At 69.9% G+C, this 15,268-nt stretch carries 17 protein-coding genes; 12 read left to right on the plus strand and 5 right to left on the minus strand.

Features of this window, described 5'->3' with window-relative positions:
• The 3 genes from ACE3QW_RS14210 to ACE3QW_RS14220 form a co-directional block, all read right to left on the minus strand.
• On the minus strand, window positions 1–672 hold a 672-nt coding region (locus ACE3QW_RS14210), incomplete at its 3' end, for an enoyl-CoA hydratase/isomerase family protein (RefSeq protein ID WP_374251976.1).
• 127 nt (window positions 673–799) lie between these two features.
• Window positions 800–3,346 (minus strand): AsmA-like C-terminal region-containing protein, encoded by a 2,547-nt coding sequence (locus ACE3QW_RS14215; protein ID WP_374251978.1) that lies wholly within the window; start codon window positions 3,344–3,346, stop codon window positions 800–802.
• A gap of 144 nt (window positions 3,347–3,490) precedes the next feature.
• On the minus strand, window positions 3,491–4,438 hold the full coding sequence (locus ACE3QW_RS14220) for a LysR family transcriptional regulator (protein WP_024277589.1): 948 nt from the start codon (window positions 4,436–4,438) through the stop codon (window positions 3,491–3,493).
• Window positions 4,439–4,570: 132 nt separating this feature from the next.
• On the opposite strand from ACE3QW_RS14220, the gene ACE3QW_RS14225 reads away from it, so the two are divergent.
• The 5 genes from ACE3QW_RS14225 to uraD are packed head-to-tail and all read left to right on the plus strand — an operon-like array spanning window position 4,571 to window position 9,290.
• The gene (locus ACE3QW_RS14225; RefSeq protein ID WP_374251981.1) at window positions 4,571–5,677 is read left to right on the plus strand and encodes an ABC transporter ATP-binding protein; all 1,107 of its coding nucleotides are present in this window, start codon (window positions 4,571–4,573) and stop codon (window positions 5,675–5,677) included.
• Between the two features lie 2 nt (window positions 5,678–5,679).
• Window positions 5,680–6,723 (plus strand): ABC transporter substrate-binding protein, encoded by a 1,044-nt coding sequence (locus tag ACE3QW_RS14230; RefSeq protein WP_374251982.1) that lies wholly within the window; start codon window positions 5,680–5,682, stop codon window positions 6,721–6,723.
• 2 nt (window positions 6,724–6,725) lie between these two features.
• Window positions 6,726–7,583, plus strand: a complete 858-nt coding sequence (locus ACE3QW_RS14235; protein ID WP_051679030.1) for an ABC transporter permease — start codon at window positions 6,726–6,728, stop codon at window positions 7,581–7,583.
• 10 nt (window positions 7,584–7,593) lie between these two features.
• On the plus strand, window positions 7,594–8,397 hold the full coding sequence (locus ACE3QW_RS14240) for an ABC transporter permease (RefSeq protein ID WP_374251984.1): 804 nt from the start codon (window positions 7,594–7,596) through the stop codon (window positions 8,395–8,397).
• Between the two features lie 14 nt (window positions 8,398–8,411).
• Window positions 8,412–9,290, plus strand: a complete 879-nt coding sequence (gene uraD / locus ACE3QW_RS14245) for a 2-oxo-4-hydroxy-4-carboxy-5-ureidoimidazoline decarboxylase (protein WP_374251986.1) — start codon at window positions 8,412–8,414, stop codon at window positions 9,288–9,290.
• 57 nt (window positions 9,291–9,347) lie between these two features.
• On the opposite strand, the gene ACE3QW_RS14250 is transcribed toward uraD, so the two are convergent.
• Window positions 9,348–10,097 (minus strand): haloacid dehalogenase type II, encoded by a 750-nt coding sequence (locus tag ACE3QW_RS14250; RefSeq protein ID WP_374251988.1) that lies wholly within the window; start codon window positions 10,095–10,097, stop codon window positions 9,348–9,350.
• Between the two features lie 140 nt (window positions 10,098–10,237).
• Window positions 10,238–10,783, minus strand: a complete 546-nt coding sequence (locus tag ACE3QW_RS14255; protein ID WP_374251990.1) for a MarR family winged helix-turn-helix transcriptional regulator — start codon at window positions 10,781–10,783, stop codon at window positions 10,238–10,240.
• Window positions 10,784–10,848: 65 nt separating this feature from the next.
• Here ACE3QW_RS14255 and ACE3QW_RS14260 point away from each other — a divergent pair, with 65 nt between their 5' ends.
• From ACE3QW_RS14260 to ACE3QW_RS14290, 7 genes are all read left to right on the plus strand, one after another.
• Complete coding sequence (locus ACE3QW_RS14260; protein WP_374251991.1) at window positions 10,849–11,322, plus strand: carboxymuconolactone decarboxylase family protein; 474 nt, start codon at window positions 10,849–10,851, stop codon at window positions 11,320–11,322.
• Complete coding sequence (locus ACE3QW_RS14265) at window positions 11,319–11,759, plus strand: N-acetyltransferase family protein (RefSeq protein WP_374251993.1); 441 nt, start codon at window positions 11,319–11,321, stop codon at window positions 11,757–11,759. Before ACE3QW_RS14260 ends, ACE3QW_RS14265 begins: the two co-directional genes overlap by 4 nt.
• A gap of 1 nt (window position 11,760) precedes the next feature.
• Window positions 11,761–12,396 (plus strand): FMN-dependent NADH-azoreductase, encoded by a 636-nt coding sequence (locus tag ACE3QW_RS14270; RefSeq protein WP_374251995.1) that lies wholly within the window; start codon window positions 11,761–11,763, stop codon window positions 12,394–12,396.
• A 115-nt stretch (window positions 12,397–12,511) separates the two neighbouring features.
• On the plus strand, window positions 12,512–12,946 hold the full coding sequence (locus ACE3QW_RS14275) for a hypothetical protein (protein ID WP_374251997.1): 435 nt from the start codon (window positions 12,512–12,514) through the stop codon (window positions 12,944–12,946).
• Between the two features lie 17 nt (window positions 12,947–12,963).
• Window positions 12,964–13,314 carry a hypothetical protein gene (locus ACE3QW_RS14280; protein ID WP_374251999.1) on the plus strand — a complete coding sequence of 117 codons (351 nt, stop codon included), beginning with the start codon at window positions 12,964–12,966 and terminating at the stop codon, window positions 13,312–13,314.
• Between the two features lie 177 nt (window positions 13,315–13,491).
• Complete coding sequence (locus tag ACE3QW_RS14285) at window positions 13,492–14,781, plus strand: SDR family oxidoreductase (protein WP_374252001.1); 1,290 nt, start codon at window positions 13,492–13,494, stop codon at window positions 14,779–14,781.
• Complete coding sequence (locus ACE3QW_RS14290; protein ID WP_374252003.1) at window positions 14,781–15,266, plus strand: DUF2269 family protein; 486 nt, start codon at window positions 14,781–14,783, stop codon at window positions 15,264–15,266. Before ACE3QW_RS14285 ends, ACE3QW_RS14290 begins: the two co-directional genes overlap by 1 nt.
• Window positions 15,267–15,268 lie beyond the last annotated feature (2 nt).

A 15,268-nucleotide genomic window follows, 5' to 3' on the forward strand; every position in this document is an offset into this window, starting at 1 on the left:
CGCCTCTTCGGCCGGATCGCCCACGGGCACCGGCAGGGCCGACAACCGGCGCTTGGCCACCGCCGGCGCGCGGGCGATGGCTGCGGCGAGGAGATCGCCCTCCACCACCGCATCGACGAGGCCCAGCGCCAGCGCCTCGCCCGCCTTCAGCACCCGCCCCTCGCAGACCAGGGCGATGGCCTGCGCGACTCCCACCAGCCGCACCAGCCGCTGGGTTCCCCCCGCGCCGGGGATGATACCGAGCCTTGTCTCGGTGAGCCCCACCAGAGCCTTGGCCGACCCGAGCCTGAGATCGCAGGCCAGCGCGATCTCGCATCCGCCGCCCAGTGCCGCGCCATCCAGCGCGGCGACCACAGGCTTGGTGCAGGCATCGATGGCGCCCACCACCTCGGGCAGGAAAGGCGCATCCGGCGGCAGCGCCATCTCCTTGAGGTCCGCCCCCGCGATGAACCGCCCCGGCCCGCCGCTCAGCACCAGCGCCGAGACCGACGCATCCGCATCCAGCGACCGCACCGCATCGATCACCCCCTGACGTACGCCGCGAGACAGCGCGTTCACAGGCGCATGATCGATGTGGACGACTGCAACGGTGCCATGGCGCGTGATGCTCACGGGCGCGCTTTCGGCATGCGGGGGCGCGCCGCGCGGGGCCGCGGGCGGTTGGTCGGTCATGGGTCGCTCCTGAGGATGGCGTGCGGCGGCTGTGTCGCCGGGCCTTGCCGGCGATTCAAAGATTAAACGATCGATTTATTATTTCCAAGACGACAAGCGGAAGGACCTCAGCCGAAAGCCCCCCGCCTCATTCGCAACTGTAGCGGCCGTGGGGCTCGTTGCCGGCGGAGGCCATCGCGATGGCGGGGCTGCTGAGCGAGCCCTTCACGGTGAAGCTGTGGCCGGGCGGACCATCGGGCGCCGTGATCGGGCGCGGTGCCACCCGCAGGTCGATGCGGTTGCGCACCAGGTCGACCGTGCCACGGGCGAGGGCCTGCACATGCTCGGTATTCACCACGATCATCGGATTGGTGCGGCCGACGCCCTTGTGGAACTGGAGGGGCACCTTGGCACAGCGCAGAACGCTTTCGCCCTTCTGCACCGAGGAGGTGAAGATGCCCGCGAGGATGCCCACGCCGGCGAGGTCCAGAAGCCCGGTGCCGATGCGGCCGCGGCCGACGCGCCCGGTGAGGGTGCCGCCGAGGGTGGCGAGCGGGTTGTCCACATCCATCCGGGTGGTGAGATCGAAAACGACGCTCAGGGTGCCGGACACCGAGATGGGCGAGCCATGCCCGAACAGGGTCGCCAGCGGCCAGCCCGTCCCCGCCCCCTTGGTGCGCAGCACGGAGCGCCCCTCGCTCGCCATGACGGCGGAGATGACGCCGCCGCGATAGCCGATGCGCAGCGGGTCCACGCGCAGGGCGCCGTTGTTCACCACGAGACGGGCCTTGACGCCGGTGGCGCTGTCGCCGCCGCCCTGCAGGCGCGTGGCGGAGATGGCCACGTCCGCATCCGTCGTGCCGATCAGGTCGATCTGGCTACCGCCTTCCGGCTCCCGGCTGCCGATCAGCTTGACCGCTTTGCGCCGCCGCTGCCCTTCCGGACGCATGAAGGCGAGAAGCTCGTCGGCATAGACCAGCGGCGAGGTGATGCTGCCCTTCACCACCGACCGGCCCCCGGGCGCGGCGAGACTGGAGAGGGTGCCGTCGATGCGGGTGCGGCCGATGTCGGTGCGCCCCTCCATGGTCAGCGCATCGGTGTTGCCGCTCAGGCGCCCCTCGAACGTCACCTGCCCGCGGAAATCGGAGGTGTCGCCGAAGGCGGCGACGAAGGCGGAATAGTTCGGCACCTTCAGACGCGCATCCACCTGGGTGGTGGCCGCGACGCCGGGCTTGCCGAGATCGTCCAGCACGAGGGCAAGCGTCGCCGAGACCAGGGCGCTGCCCTCGATGCGGGCGGCAAAGGAATCCACCCCCAGCCCGCCCCCGGCGTCCGACATGGAGAGGCTGCCGACGATGCGTCCGAGCTTGTCCTGGGCCTCGGGCGGCAACGCGACGACGCTGGCGACCGGCATGTCGACACCGCCCGCCAGCTCGACGCCGGCAAACCCGAGGATGTCGTCCACATTGCCCTCCAGCCGGGCGATGGGGCGGCTGGGCGGGCCGGCGATCACCGAGATGCCCCGGAAGGCCACATGCCCCTCCGCGTCGCGCGTGACCGAGCGCACGTTGATGGGGCCGATCTCCCTCAGGCTCTGGTCGAACGCGTTGGTGGAGATGAGGATCTCCTCCAGCATCATGCCTTCGGCGCGGCTTCGGAAGTCCCCTGTGAGACGGGTGACGACGATCTCGCGCAGGGAGACGGCGGGGGGCGCGGCGGTCGCGAGATCGGCCACCACCTTGAGGTCGGCGCCGGCGAGGGTGGCGAGGTCGTCGGCCTGGCCCGTGACGGAGATGCGCTCGCCGTCCGCCAGGGTGAGGACGAGGTCGAGATCGTGGAAGCTGAAGCGGTCCGGCTCGGCCTTGAAGCGGGCACTGACTTTGCCGGTGCCGTCGATGGAGGGGGCGATGCCGGCGAGGGTAAGCCCCTTGGCGAGGCTCTTGGCGTCGGCATCGAACTTCATCACGAGGCCATGGTCGAACCTTTTGGTCGGCGCACGCACGTCGAAGCGCGCCGAAAGGCCGGGGGCGTCGGGTCCTCCGGCGGTGGCCAGCGTGATACGAGCGCCATAGGGGCGTTCCCGCTCCTCCTTCTCCACCTCGAGGTCGAAGGCGAAACCGAGGGTGAGGGGCTGGCCGTTCAGGGCCGCATCAGCGACGAGCACGTTGCGCCCCGCCTCCGCCACGCTCCTGAGATCCTTCACCCTGAGATCGAACAGCCAGCCGTTCATGGTGTCCGTGAAGCGCACCACCGTGTCGCGGATGGTGAGGTGCGGCAGCAGGGACAGCACGTGGATGGGGGATTCGAGCAGCGATCCGGGGCGGGCCGCCTCGCCGCTGGCGAAAGGCACGTCGAAGTCGCCCCCCTCGACCGCGAGGCTGTAGCGCAGGCCGCCGCTGACCAGTTCGGCATAAGGCGGGATGGCGACGGTCAGACGATCGGTCCGGGCGTTGGCGCCATCGGTGCCGTGCGCCTCCACGCCGTCCATATCGACCGCCGCATTGGGCCACAGGGAGACCGTCACCGCCCCGCGCACGCTCACGGGCTCGCCCCACAGATGGGTCAGCCCCTGTTCCGCCAGCGACCGGCGCAGTCCCTCCGCCTGCGGCAGGTTGGCCGCCAGCACCAGCGCGAGGAGTGCGGCGCACACCAGCACCAGCAGGACCGCAACGACCCGCCGCACGACGCGAAACATGACCCCTCCGCCTTGCCCGACGGCCGCAAAGCAACCGCCCCCTCTCAACATACCGATTGGAACCCCGTCCGACAGGCGATTTCTCGTGCGACCTTCGCCGGATGACGCGCCAGCGTGCCGGAGAGGCCGGACGCGCGGCCGGCATCAGTCCGGCGCGGATGCGGTGCCGGCGCGACGGACATCGTCGATCATCCGGCCGGTGAGGCGTTCCAGCGCCTCGGCCACGATGCGCCCCACCCGCGTCAGGGGCTTTCGCCCATCGATGGCGATGGAGACCATCTGCGGCTCGGCGCCCTTGTCGCGCACAGGGCGGAACACCAGCGTGCCGGCGATCAGCTCCGCCGCCGCATCGAGCTCGGAGGTGAAGGCCACATAGCCCTTCTCGCGGGCAAGGATCTTCACCAGCTGGAGCGAATTGGTCTCCACCGTCTTGCGCTCCTGGGTGAACAGCCAGCCGTGCCGCGCCTCCAGATAGCGGCGGATCATCAGCGCCCGGCTCTGGAGCACGATGGGATGGGCCACCACCTCCTGCAGACTGATGGAGCCGCGGCTCGCCAGGGGATGGTCCGGCGCGATGACGCAGCCGAAGGGCAGCTCCGCCGACCACAGCACATGGATGTCGCGCCGGGGCGACAGGTTGAAGATGGCGGCGATGTCGGCGTCCCCGGCCATGAGGGCGGCGACGGCGGCGTCCGTGCTCGCCACCTCCACGTCCAGCGAGATGCGCGGGTGGCGGGCGTCGAGATCGGCGATGAGGGCGGGCAGGATGCCGTTGACGTGGCTGTCCATGGCCACCACCCGCACGTGGCCCTGATCCACCCCCTGAAGCTGGCGCAGCTCGGCGGCGGTGCGGCGTTCGTCGGCCATCCAGCGCCGCGCGAGGGTGACGAGGGCGTCGCCGGCGGGGGTGAGGCGCATGCCCTTCGCCACCCGCTCGAACAGGGGCACGCCCAGCGTCTCCTCCAGTTGCAGCACCTGCCGGTTGATGGCCGAGGCGGCGACGTTGAGGTCCTTGGCCGCGCGCTGGATGGAGCCGGAGCGCGCCACCTGCTCGGCATAGCGCAGGGCCGCGGGAACGAGGGATGCCGGCACCACTGCCTCCATACGCATTTTGCGTATGGAAAAGTATCAAATCTGCGATGGACGGCAATGGCCGCGAGGACGACTATCTTCCCCGCAGGGGCGATGGGGCGTCCCGATCAGATGCACCTTGAGGCTTCCACCATGAGCCAGTCCGCCGGGCACGCGCTGACGCTGAGGGGCATTTCCCACGCGTTCGGGCAGGTGGTGGCCGCCAATGCCATCGATCTCGACATCCGCCCCGGCGAACTCGTCTCGCTGCTCGGCCCGTCGGGCTGCGGCAAGACCACCCTGCTCAAGATCATCGCCGGCTTCCTGCGCCAGACCTCCGGCGACGTGCTGGTGGATGGCGCCTCCATCTCCCATCTGCCCACCAACCGGCGGCGCATCGGCATCGTGTTCCAGAACTATGCCCTGTTCCCGCACATGAGCGTGGCGCAGAACATCGCCTATGGTCCCATCGCCGCCGGCCGGCCGAAGGCGGAGACCGACGCGGTGGTCTCCGAGATGCTGGACGTGGTGCAGATGGCCGCCTTCCGCGACCGTCTCCCGCGCGAACTCTCCGGCGGCCAGCAGCAGCGCGTGGCGCTCGCCCGCTGCCTCGCCATCCGCCCGCGCATTCTCCTGCTGGACGAGCCGTTCAGCGCCCTCGACAAGAATCTGCGCCTCGACATGCAGATCGAGATCAAGCGGCTCCAGCGCCAGTCGGGCATCACCACTGTCATGGTGACCCACGACCAGGAGGAGGCGCTCGGCATGTCCGACCGCATCGCCGTGCTCTCGCGCGGCAACCTGGAGCAGTTCGCCCCGCCGTCCGACATCTACGACCGGCCGGCCTCCCTGTTCGTGAACACCTTCGTCGGCACCGCCAACCTTCTCCGGGCCACGGTGGCCGGCACCTCGGCCACGGGCGCGGCGGTGCGCCTCGCCGATGGCATGGTGATCGAGACAGGACGCGAGACACCGCTGCCCGTGGGCGCGGCGGTTCTCGTCGCGGTGCGCCCCGAGGGGATGCGCGTGAGCGCCACCGGCGGCGCGGGGGCCATCGGTGCCGAGATCACCGCCGTCATGCCCATCGGCCCCGCCCTCATCTACGAGGTGACGCTCATCGACGGCACGTCGGTGAAGGTGGTGCAGGAGCGCGAGGCGGATGCCCTGCTCGAAGGCTCCGTCTTCCTCCATTTCAAGCCCAACCGCATCACCGGCCTGTTCCCGGACCATTCGGGCGACACCCACAAGAAGGGGAATTGAGCATGACGTTCGAAATGTCCCGGCGAGGGTTCCTTGCCTCCGCGGCCGCCGCCGGCCTCGCCTTCGCCCCGCGCGGCGCCTTCGCCGCGGACGAACTGGTGGCCGCCACCTTCGGCGGCACCTGGGCCAATGTGCAGAAGCAGATCCTTGCGCCCTATTTCGTCAAGCGCACCGGGGCGAGCGTGGTGCAGTCGCCCATGCTGGCCACCGAGCAGATCGCCAAGCTCACCGCCGCCAAGGGCAACCAGCCCCCCTTCGACGTGGCCATGCTGGACGAAGGCCCGGCGCTGGAGGCCATCGATGCCGGCCTCATCGCCAAATACGACCTGGCGAAATCCCCGAACTTCGCGGCGCTGAACCCGAAGTTCCAGGGCGCCTATGGCCCGGCCATCACCATGCAGGCCATCGGCATCGCCTATAATCCGAAGACCGTGAAGACCCCGCCCACCTCCTGGGACGACCTCTGGAAGCCGGAATACAAGGGCCGCGTCGGCATCACCTCCCTCGCCTCCACCCTCGGCCTCGCCTTCCTGCTCGACATCAACCGGCTGGCCGGCGGCACCGAGGCGAACATGGAGCCGGGCTTCAAGAAGCTGAAGACGCTGCTGCCGAACCTTGCCGCCGTCTCCGCCAATTTCGGCGCCCACGGCGCTCTGTTCCAGCAGGGCGAGATCGACATCGGCGTGCAGAACTTCAACTTCGCCGAGGAGCTGAAGGCCAAGGGCGTGCCCATCGAGTTCGTCCGCGTCGACACCGGCACCCCGGCCTGGAAGACCACCATGCACATCGTCGCCGGCGCGCTGAAGCCGGAGCTGGCCTATGCCTATGTGGACAGCCAGATCTCGCCCGAAGTACAGGGCGAGATGCAGAAGTCGCCGTGGAACGTGATCCCCACCTCCAGCAAGGTGCCCTATGCCGGGCTTGTCGCCCAGCAGATCGCCAAGACCCCCGCCGACCTCGACAAGATGGTGTTCTTCGACTGGGCCAAGGTGAACCAGAACCGCGCCGCCTGGACCCAGCAGTTCAACCGCGACATTCGGGTGTGACCATGGCGGGCGCCCTTAATCCCAAACCCAAGGACTGGGCGCTCGCGCTGCCGCTTGCGGCCTTCTTCACGCTGTTCTTCGTCGCGCCGCTCGGCCTGCTCGTCGCCATCAGCTTCGAGACCGAGCGGCAGATGACCGGCACGCTGGGCCTCGGCCAGTATGCCGCCTTCCTCACCGACGGCCTCAACCTCGCCGTGCTGCGCGACACGCTGCTCGTGGGAGCGAAGGCGACGCTCCTGTGCCTGCTGTTCGGCTATCCTTTGGCCTGGCTGTGCACGCGGGTTTCGGCCCGCTGGCAGGCGGTGCTGATCTTCCTCGTGGTGCTGCCCATCGTCACCAGCGTGGTGGTGCGCACCTTCGCCTGGATCGTCATCCTCGGCCGCCACGGCATCGTCAACGAGGCGATCCTGGCGCTAGGCCTCTCGGCGCAGCCGCTCAAGCTGCTGTTCAGCGAGACCGGCGTCGTCATCGTGCTGGCGCAGGTGCAGATGCCGCTCATGGTGCTGCCGCTCATCACCACACTCCAGCGCATCGACCCCAATCTGGAGAGCGCCTCGCAGGCGCTGGGCGCGGGGGCCTGGCGCACCTTCTTCAAGGTCACGCTGCCCCTGTCCCTGCCCGGCATCATCGCCGGAACGATCCTCACCTACACGGCCTGCGTGACGGCCTTCGTCACCCAGTCGCTCATCGGCGGCTCGCGGCTGCTGTTCATGCCCATGATGATCTTCCAGCAGGCCATGGATTTGCAGAACTGGCCCTTCGCCGCCGCCGTCTCGGTCATCTTCATGGTCTCGGTGCTGCTCATCGTCGCCATGCTGGTGGCGCTGTCGCGCAGCCGCGCGGCCCGGCTCTACGGCTAGGAGAAACGCCATGCTGCGCGACTGGCAGACCCTCTCCTTCAACACCGTGTTCGGCCTCCTCTCCCTCATCTGCGTCATCGCGCTGGCGGGGCCGACGCTGGTCATCCTCATCCTCTCCTTCACCGGAGAGGAGGCGCTGCACTTCCCGCCCGCCAGCTATTCGCTGCGCTGGTACGCGGCGCTCATCGACGCCAACGAATTGCAGGCGGCCCTGTGGGTGAGCCTGAAGGTGGCGGTCATCAGCGTTTCCGCCTGCGTGGCGCTGGGAGTGGCCGCCGCGCTCGGCATCGCCCGCAGCGAGGGGCCGGTGGCACGGGGGCTGGAGACGCTGTTCATGTCGCCGCTGATCCTGCCGGCGCTGGCCTTCGGCTTCGCGGCGCTGATGCTGTTCTCGATCTTGGGGATGCGGCCGTCGACGCTGACGCTCGCCATCGGCCATATCGTGGTGTGCGTGCCCTTCGTGCTGCGCACCACGCTGGCCAGCCTCGCCCAGCTCGATCCGGCTTTGCTCGACGCCTCGCGCAGCCTCGGCGCATCGCGCCTGCACACCTTCCGGACGGTGACGCTGCCGCTCATCAGCCCGGGCGTTGCCTCCGGCGCCTTCATCGCCTTCATGGCCTCGTTCGACAACGTGCCGGTATCGCTGTTTCTCCAGGATGCCCGCACGCAGGTGCTGCCCATCTATCTCTGGGACATCATCCAGAACCAGCTCGACAGCCGGGCCGCCTCCGCCTGCGGCGTCATCATCATCGCCACCGTGCTGATGATGGTGCTGATGGAGCGGGTCGCCGGCTTCTCACGCTTCATGAAATGACCGGGAGACGGGACGTGCCGAACGACCTCCTGCGCCTCGACGCGCTGAACGCCATGACCGCCGCCGATTTCGCGGCGGCCCTCGGCCCGGTGTTCGAGAATGCCCCGTGGGTGGCGCGGAACGCCGCCGCCGCGCGCCCCTTCGCCACCCTCACCGCCCTGCACAAGGCGATGCTGGCCGGCATCGAGGCGCTGCCCGCGCCGGCGCTGGCTGAGTTCCTCAACGGCCATCCCCGCCTCTCTCCGGAGACGCTCCGGCGCGGAACCACTGCGGAGTCGACCGCCGAGCAGACCGCCCTCGGCCTCGATGCGCTGGACGCCGAGATCAGCGCCCGGCTGGATCTCTTGAACGCCGCCTATGAGGCGCGCTTCGGCTATCCCTTCATCCTCGCCGTGCGCAAGGCCTCGCTGGAGACCCTGTTCGCCACCTTCGAGCGGCGGCTGGCGGCGAGCCCCGAGGCGGAGCGCTCGGAGGCGCTGGCGGAGGTCGCGGCCATCTCCTGGATGCGGCTGCTCGACCGCGTGCGCGCCGCGCCCACGGGCAGCGTCTCCACCCATGTGCTCGACACCGTGCGGGCGGCGCCGGCGGGCGGGCTGGGCGTGGAGCTGTGGCGGCGGGAGAGCGACGGCGGGATGACGCGCCTCACCTCCTTCGTCACCAACGCGGACGGCGCCTGCGACCACCATCTCCTCGGCGGCGGCGACCTCGCCGCCGGCACCTATGAATGGCGCTACGACACGCCCACCTATTTCGCCCGCCACGGCTATTCCACCACCGCCCGCGCCTATCTCGGCAAGGTGCGCGTGGCCTTCACCGTGTGGAATCCGGAGGAGCATTTCCACGTGCCGCTCCTCCTTTCGCCCGGCTCCTACACCACCTATCGCGGCAGCTGAGGGCAAAGGCAGCGCCGCGCTCTTCGGTCGGCCTGCGCCCGCCGTCCCGCCCGTCCATCACCGCGTCCCGCCGGCCGTCTCTGCAATCAGCCGCGGCAGGTCGCCGAGGGCCGGCACCACGAAATCCGGCGCCTCCGCATAGGTCTCCTCCTGCATCCTGAGCGCCTTGAACACGGTCAGGGGCGCGATGGCGCCCGAGGCCAGTTCCCGCGCCAGCGCCTCCCGCGGCAGGCGGGCGACACGGGCGACGCGGAAGCCGAAAGCCTTCGCGCCCCCCACGTCGAAGCCGTTGGAGGACACGAACAGCACCTCCTCCGGCGTCACGCCCAGCACCTCCTCCACCAGCGCATAGGCCTCGGGATGGGGCTTGAACACGCGCTTGGCATCGACGCTGATCACGGCGTCGAAGCTGTCGGCAAGGCCCGCATTGGCCACCAGCGCCCGCAGCATGTCGGGCGCGCCGTTGGAGAGGATGGCGCGCTTGAGCGGCGCCAGCTCGGCGAGGCATCGGGCCGCGTCGGGATAGGGGGTGAGGCGATTGTAGGCCTGCGCCATGTCGGAGAGGAAGGCCTCGTCCGGCTCCAGTCCCAGCGTTCCGAGGGTGTAGGCCAAGGCCTCCCGCGTGACGCTCCAGAAGTCGGCATAGCGCCCCATCAGCGCCCGGAGCCAGCTGTATTCCAGCTGCTTCTGCCGCCAGACCTGCGTGATGTACTCGCCCCGGCCGGGATACGCCCGCTCGGTGGCGTCGGCCACCGACTGGACGTCGAAGAGCGTGCCATAGGCGTCGAACACGACGGCCTTGATCATGTGGTTCCTCCCGCTGTGTGCGCGTGTCTGTCGGTGAAGGCTCTTGCCGGCCGGCGCATCATCGCCCAGTCCGGTATCGGCGCGAAAGACCACCTTGTCGAACCGCGCCCCGGAAATCGCATCCCGCGGGGAGACCGAGTTCAGTCGTCTCCGGCTTCCGGCAGCCCATCGGCCCCGGTCGCGACCCTGACCAGCCAGCGGCGCACCACCGCCGCCTCCTCTGCCGACAGGGGCGCGGCGATCTCCGCCTCCAGCGCATTCGCGCTGTCCTTGCATCGGGCGAGCACATCGTTGCCGGGGACGGTCAGGCTCAGGCAGCGGATGCGCCCGTGCACCGGGTGCGGGCCGGACTGGAGCAGGCCGTCCCGCTTGAGATTGGAAACGATCACGGAGACGGTCTGCGGCGTCAGCAACGACAGCCGCGCGAGGTCGGCGCCCGAGCATCCGGGATAGGCGTCGATCATGGTCAGCACGACGAACTGCGGCTGGGTGACGCCGGTGTCGGCAAGCGCCCGCTCCAGACGGGTGCGGAAGGCCACATTGGCCTGGCGCAGCAGGTAGCCGAGGTGTCCGTCCTCCCCGCGCTTGCCATGTCCTGGAGCCGGGAGTTTGCCCGGAGCGGGACTTTCGTCCGGGACCGGATTCCGGGCTGGCGCGGGAAGGGTCGGGGAGACGGGCTTGCGCATAATATCAGAACTCGAATATATTGTTCGAGCTTTGATATTATCACATCGCCACTCCGGGAACCAGCATGAGCGCCCATAACCCCCACGAGCCCCGCCTGCCCTACGAAGCGTTTGCCAAGACCGCCGCCTATGCCGCGCTGCTGGCGCTGGGCAAGAGCGTCGACGAGTCCGGCCTCGAGAAGCCGCTGACCGAGATCGCCAAGGTGCGCGCGTCCCAGATCAACGGCTGCGCCTTCTGCATCCAGTATCATCTCACCGTGGCGCGCCGGCTCGCGGTTCCGGCGGAAAAGCTCGATCTCGTCGCCGCGTGGCGCGAGGCCGGCGTGTTCACCCCGCGCGAGCTCGCCGCCCTCGCCTGGACCGAGGCCCTGACGCTGACCGCCGGGGGACCGCCCTCGGATGCCGATTATGCGAACCTGCTGGAGGTGTTCAGCGCCGAGGAGGCGATGCACCTCACCGTCGCCATCGGCACCATCAACCAGTGGAACCGCATCGCCGTCGCCCTGCGCTTCGCCCCGCCGCTGGCGAGGGCTGCATGATGCCCGCCGAACTCCGCGACGTCGGCGAGGCCGAGATCGCCCTGTGCTATCCGCTGATGCGCCAGCTGCGGCCGCATCTGGCCTCCGCCGAGGACCTGGCCCGGCGCTGGCGGCGGCAGTCGGCGGATGGCTACCGCATCCTCGCGCTGTGGGCGGGAAACGCGCCCGTCGCGCTCGCCGGCTACCGGGTGGCGGAGAGCCTGATCCACGGCCGCTTCCTCTATGTGGACGACCTCGTTGCCGAGCAGGCGGAACGCAGCCGGGGCCACGGAGCGCGGCTGATGGACGAGCTGAAGGCGCGGGGCGCGGCGCTGGGCTGCACCAAACTGGTGCTCGACACCGGCCTCGACAACGCGCTGGGCCACCGCTTCTATTACCGCCAGGGCCTGCTCGCCATGGCGCTGCGGTTCAACATCCCGCTTCCCGGGGCAGGATGACATGCGGCGCCTGCTCCACGTCTCCGCCAGTCCCCGCGGCGCGGCGTCGTTCAGCCGGACCGTGGGGGAAGAACTCGCGGGCGCAGTCACGGCGGCCACGCCCGGATGGACAGTGACCCGTCGCGACCTCTCCCGCACGCCGCTCCCCCACCCCGGCACCGACTTCGCCCGCGCGAACGCGCTGGCCCCGGACATGCGCGGACCGGCCGAGGAAGAGGCGCTGGCCCGGTCCGAGGCGCTCATCGCGGAAGTCGAGGCCGCCGATGTGCTGGTGATCTCGACGCCCATGCACAATTTCACCGTGCCATCGGCGCTCAAGGCCTGGATCGACCATGTGGTCCGCCCCGGCCGCACCTTCCGCTCTAGTCCAACCGGCAAGCAGGGCCTCCTTGCCGACCGGCCCACCTTCGCCATCGTCTCCTGTGGCGGGCGACTGGGGGACCCGCCGGCCGGGCAGGTGGACTTCCTCACGCCCTATCTGCGCACCGTGTTCGCGACCATCGGCCTGTCGAGCCTCGACATCCTGTGTCTGGAGGAGATGAACCGCGGCCCGGAGAAGGTGGCGGCCGCCCGCGCCGCGGCCCGGCTGTGGAGCGCGGCCTGCGTCGCCCGCGCGGCCGCCCCTCCGGGCGGATGAGGGCGATCTGGCGCGCAATGTGCTTCTGGGCGGGCAATGTCGATTTTTGTCGCATTTCCAACGACCCGCCCGACAGGAGCGTATTTTGCCGGCATTGCAGGAAACCCGCACCAGCGTGACACTGGCCCCCGCCAAGCCCACCGGGCTCGCCGACCTCGGCGTGCTGCCGGCCGAAGGCCTCGCGGTGAAGAAGGGGCGCGTGCACGAATTCCCGCAACTGCTGGCGGACGGCACCATCGGCCGGCGCTTCCAGGACCTGAAGGTCATTGCTATCAGGACGGAGGAGGCGGGCGCGCCGCTGGTGCGGCTCGTCGTGCAGTTCGAGGTGTTCGGCGACAACACCGCCGCCGCCGAGGCCGGCCCCGGCTTCGAGGCGGTGCTGAAGGCGGGCGACACGCCGCTCGCCACCTTCGCCTCCGGCAGCCTGTTCCTGCCCTTCGGCAATTTCTGGTACGCGAACCGCTTTGTCTTCGCGGTGCCGGTGGCGGATTTCGACGCGGCGGACAGGCTGGAGTTCGTCGCCAGGGCGGAAGAGGTCCGGTCGCTCTGAGCGGTGAGGATTTCGCCATGCCCGATCCCCTCGTTGCCGCCCCCGGCGTCCCCGATCCTGTTGCCCCCTATCCCTTCGTCCGGCGCGTGTCCCACCGCCTCCTCGGCGACATGCTGCGCATGACGCTGAGCGCGGCGTTGCACTACGACCTGACGCTGGAGGAGGGCCGCACCCTGTCGCGCGCCTTCACCGCCGTCGCGCACGACTGGCGGCGCACGGATTTCCTCTATCTCAGCCCCGTCGGCATGGACGGCGACTTCTCCGCCGCCGTCCATGCGGAAGGGGTGGACGTGGACACCGGCGGCGCCCCCCATCCCCTGAGCTGGGACGACGTGCGCGAACTCGCCGAACGCCTCGCGACGGAGTGAGGGCGCGCCACCGCGCTCCGCCTCACCCTGGAAGCCGGTGATCACAGTGGCCGCCCGGCGCGCCCGTGGAACGGGTGCCGCCGCATGTCGCGGGGGGCGGTCCGGACCTTCGCCTTGCGGCGCGGGCGCGATTGGCCGAGAGAGGGAATGTGTCGGATCGCGCCCGGGAGCAGCGCCATGCGGATCATCGTCCTCGGCGCCACCGGCCTCATCGGCTCCGCCGTGCTGGCGCGGCTGGCGTCGGCGGGGCATGAAGTGGTCGGCCTTGCGCGGAACATCGAGACGGCGGCCCGCACCCTGCCCAAGGGACGCTTCGTGGCGCTCGACCTCGGCACCGCGACGCCCGAACAACTGGCCGGTGAGCTGGACGGCGCCGACGCGGTGGTGAACGCCGCCGGCCTGCTTCAGGACGGGCCGGGCGAGAGCGTCGCGCGCGTGCATGTCTCAGGGATGGCGACTCTGATCGCGGCCTGCCGCCTCACCGGCGTGCGGCGCGTGGTCCACATCTCCGCCATCGGCGTCGATACGGGCACGCCCTCCGACTTCTCCCGCACCAAGCAGGAGGGCGATGCCCTGCTGGCCACGAGCGGGCTCGACCATGTCATCCTGCGCCCGTCCGTGGTGGTGGGGCGCCGGGCCTATGGCGGCAGCGCCATGTTCCGTGGGCTCGCCGCCCTGCCCGTGTTCCCGCTGTTCCCGGACACGGCCGATCTTCAGATCGTGCAGCTGGACGATGTGGCGGAAGCCGTCGCCGTCTTCGTCGCGCCCGAGGCTCCGGCCGGCGTGGAGATGGATCTTGCCGGGCCGGAACGGCTGTCCCTCGAAGAGGTGATCGCGACCTATCGCCGGTGGCTGGGCTTTGCTCCTGCGCGACGGATTCCGGTGCCCGGCTGGATCGCCCGCCTGATGTACTGGCTCGGCGACGGCATCGGCCGCCTCGGCTGGCGCCCGCCTCTGCGCAGTACGGTTGCGCGGGAGATCGCTCGCGGCGCCACGGGCGATCCCGGCCCGTGGATGCGGATGACCGGCATTCGGCCGCAATCCCTCGCCGACGCCCTCGCTGCCGAGCCTGCGGGCGTGCAGGAGCGCTGGTTCGCTGCCCTCTACACGCTGAAGCCGGCAATCTTCGTCCTGTTCGCCCTGTTCTGGATCGTGACCGGCCTCCTCTCCCTCGGCCCCGCCTATGATGCGGGCGTCGCGCTCCTGAAGGAGGGCGGCGCCGGCGCCCTCGCTGCTCCGCTCGCGATCGGCGGCGCTTTGGCGGACCTCGCCATCGGCCTCGGCATCGCCGTCCGCCGCACCACGCGGGTGGCCCTGTGGGCGGCACTCGCCGTCTCGCTGCTGTATGTGGTCGCCGGCACGGCGCTCCTGCCGCGCCTATGGCTCGATCCGCTCGGCCCGCTGGTGAAGATCGCACCCGTGGTGATGCTGAACCTCGTCGCCCTCGCCATCCTGAGGGACCGGTGATGGCCTATTTCGTTCTGAAGTTCCTTCACGTCATCGGCGCCACGGTGCTGCTCGGCACCGGGGCGGGCATCGCCTTCTTCATGGTGATGGCCCATGTCACCGGCAGCGCCGTGAAGGTGGCGGCGGTGGCGCGAATCGTGGTCCTCGCGGATTTCCTCTTCACCGCCACCGCCGTGGTGCTGCAACCGGTCACGGGCGCGCTGCTGGCGCAGACGGCAGGCTATCCGCTCACCGAGGGGTGGATCGTGCTGTCCATCGCGCTCTATCTCCTCACCGGCGCGTTCTGGCTGCCGGTGGTGGGAATGCAGATGCGCATGCGGAAGCTCGCAGAGGCCGCCGCCGCGGCGGGCACGGCGCTGCCAGCCGCCTATCATCGCCTGTTCTGGACCTGGTTCGCCTTCGGCTTCCCCGCCTTCGCGGCCGTGCTCGGCATCTTCTGGCTGATGATCGTGCGGCCGGACCTTCCGGCCTTCACCCTCGGCTGACT

The organism is Xanthobacter sp., assembly GCF_041911315.1.
Classification (GTDB): domain Bacteria; phylum Pseudomonadota; class Alphaproteobacteria; order Rhizobiales; family Xanthobacteraceae; genus Xanthobacter; species Xanthobacter aminoxidans.

What these genes read in the sequence shown, in the direction of transcription:
- ACE3QW_RS14260 (WP_374251991.1), top strand. Translation starts at nt 10,849, where the DNA reads ATGAGCGCCCATAACCCCCACGAGCCCCGCCTGCCCTACGAAGCGTTT.
- ACE3QW_RS14285 (WP_374252001.1), top strand. Translation starts at nt 13,492, where the DNA reads ATGCGGATCATCGTCCTCGGCGCCACCGGCCTCATCGGCTCCGCCGTG.
- ACE3QW_RS14215 (WP_374251978.1), bottom strand. Translation starts at nt 3,346, where the DNA reads ATGTTTCGCGTCGTGCGGCGGGTCGTTGCGGTCCTGCTGGTGCTGGTG.
- ACE3QW_RS14250 (WP_374251988.1), bottom strand. Translation starts at nt 10,097, where the DNA reads ATGATCAAGGCCGTCGTGTTCGACGCCTATGGCACGCTCTTCGACGTC.
- ACE3QW_RS14225 (WP_374251981.1), top strand. Translation starts at nt 4,571, where the DNA reads ATGAGCCAGTCCGCCGGGCACGCGCTGACGCTGAGGGGCATTTCCCAC.
- ACE3QW_RS14235 (WP_051679030.1), top strand. Translation starts at nt 6,726, where the DNA reads ATGGCGGGCGCCCTTAATCCCAAACCCAAGGACTGGGCGCTCGCGCTG.
- ACE3QW_RS14265 (WP_374251993.1), top strand. Translation starts at nt 11,319, where the DNA reads ATGATGCCCGCCGAACTCCGCGACGTCGGCGAGGCCGAGATCGCCCTG.
- ACE3QW_RS14290 (WP_374252003.1), top strand. Translation starts at nt 14,781, where the DNA reads ATGGCCTATTTCGTTCTGAAGTTCCTTCACGTCATCGGCGCCACGGTG.
- ACE3QW_RS14240 (WP_374251984.1), top strand. Translation starts at nt 7,594, where the DNA reads ATGCTGCGCGACTGGCAGACCCTCTCCTTCAACACCGTGTTCGGCCTC.
- ACE3QW_RS14255 (WP_374251990.1), bottom strand. Translation starts at nt 10,783, where the DNA reads ATGCGCAAGCCCGTCTCCCCGACCCTTCCCGCGCCAGCCCGGAATCCG.
- ACE3QW_RS14280 (WP_374251999.1), top strand. Translation starts at nt 12,964, where the DNA reads ATGCCCGATCCCCTCGTTGCCGCCCCCGGCGTCCCCGATCCTGTTGCC.
- ACE3QW_RS14230 (WP_374251982.1), top strand. Translation starts at nt 5,680, where the DNA reads ATGACGTTCGAAATGTCCCGGCGAGGGTTCCTTGCCTCCGCGGCCGCC.
- ACE3QW_RS14270 (WP_374251995.1), top strand. Translation starts at nt 11,761, where the DNA reads ATGCGGCGCCTGCTCCACGTCTCCGCCAGTCCCCGCGGCGCGGCGTCG.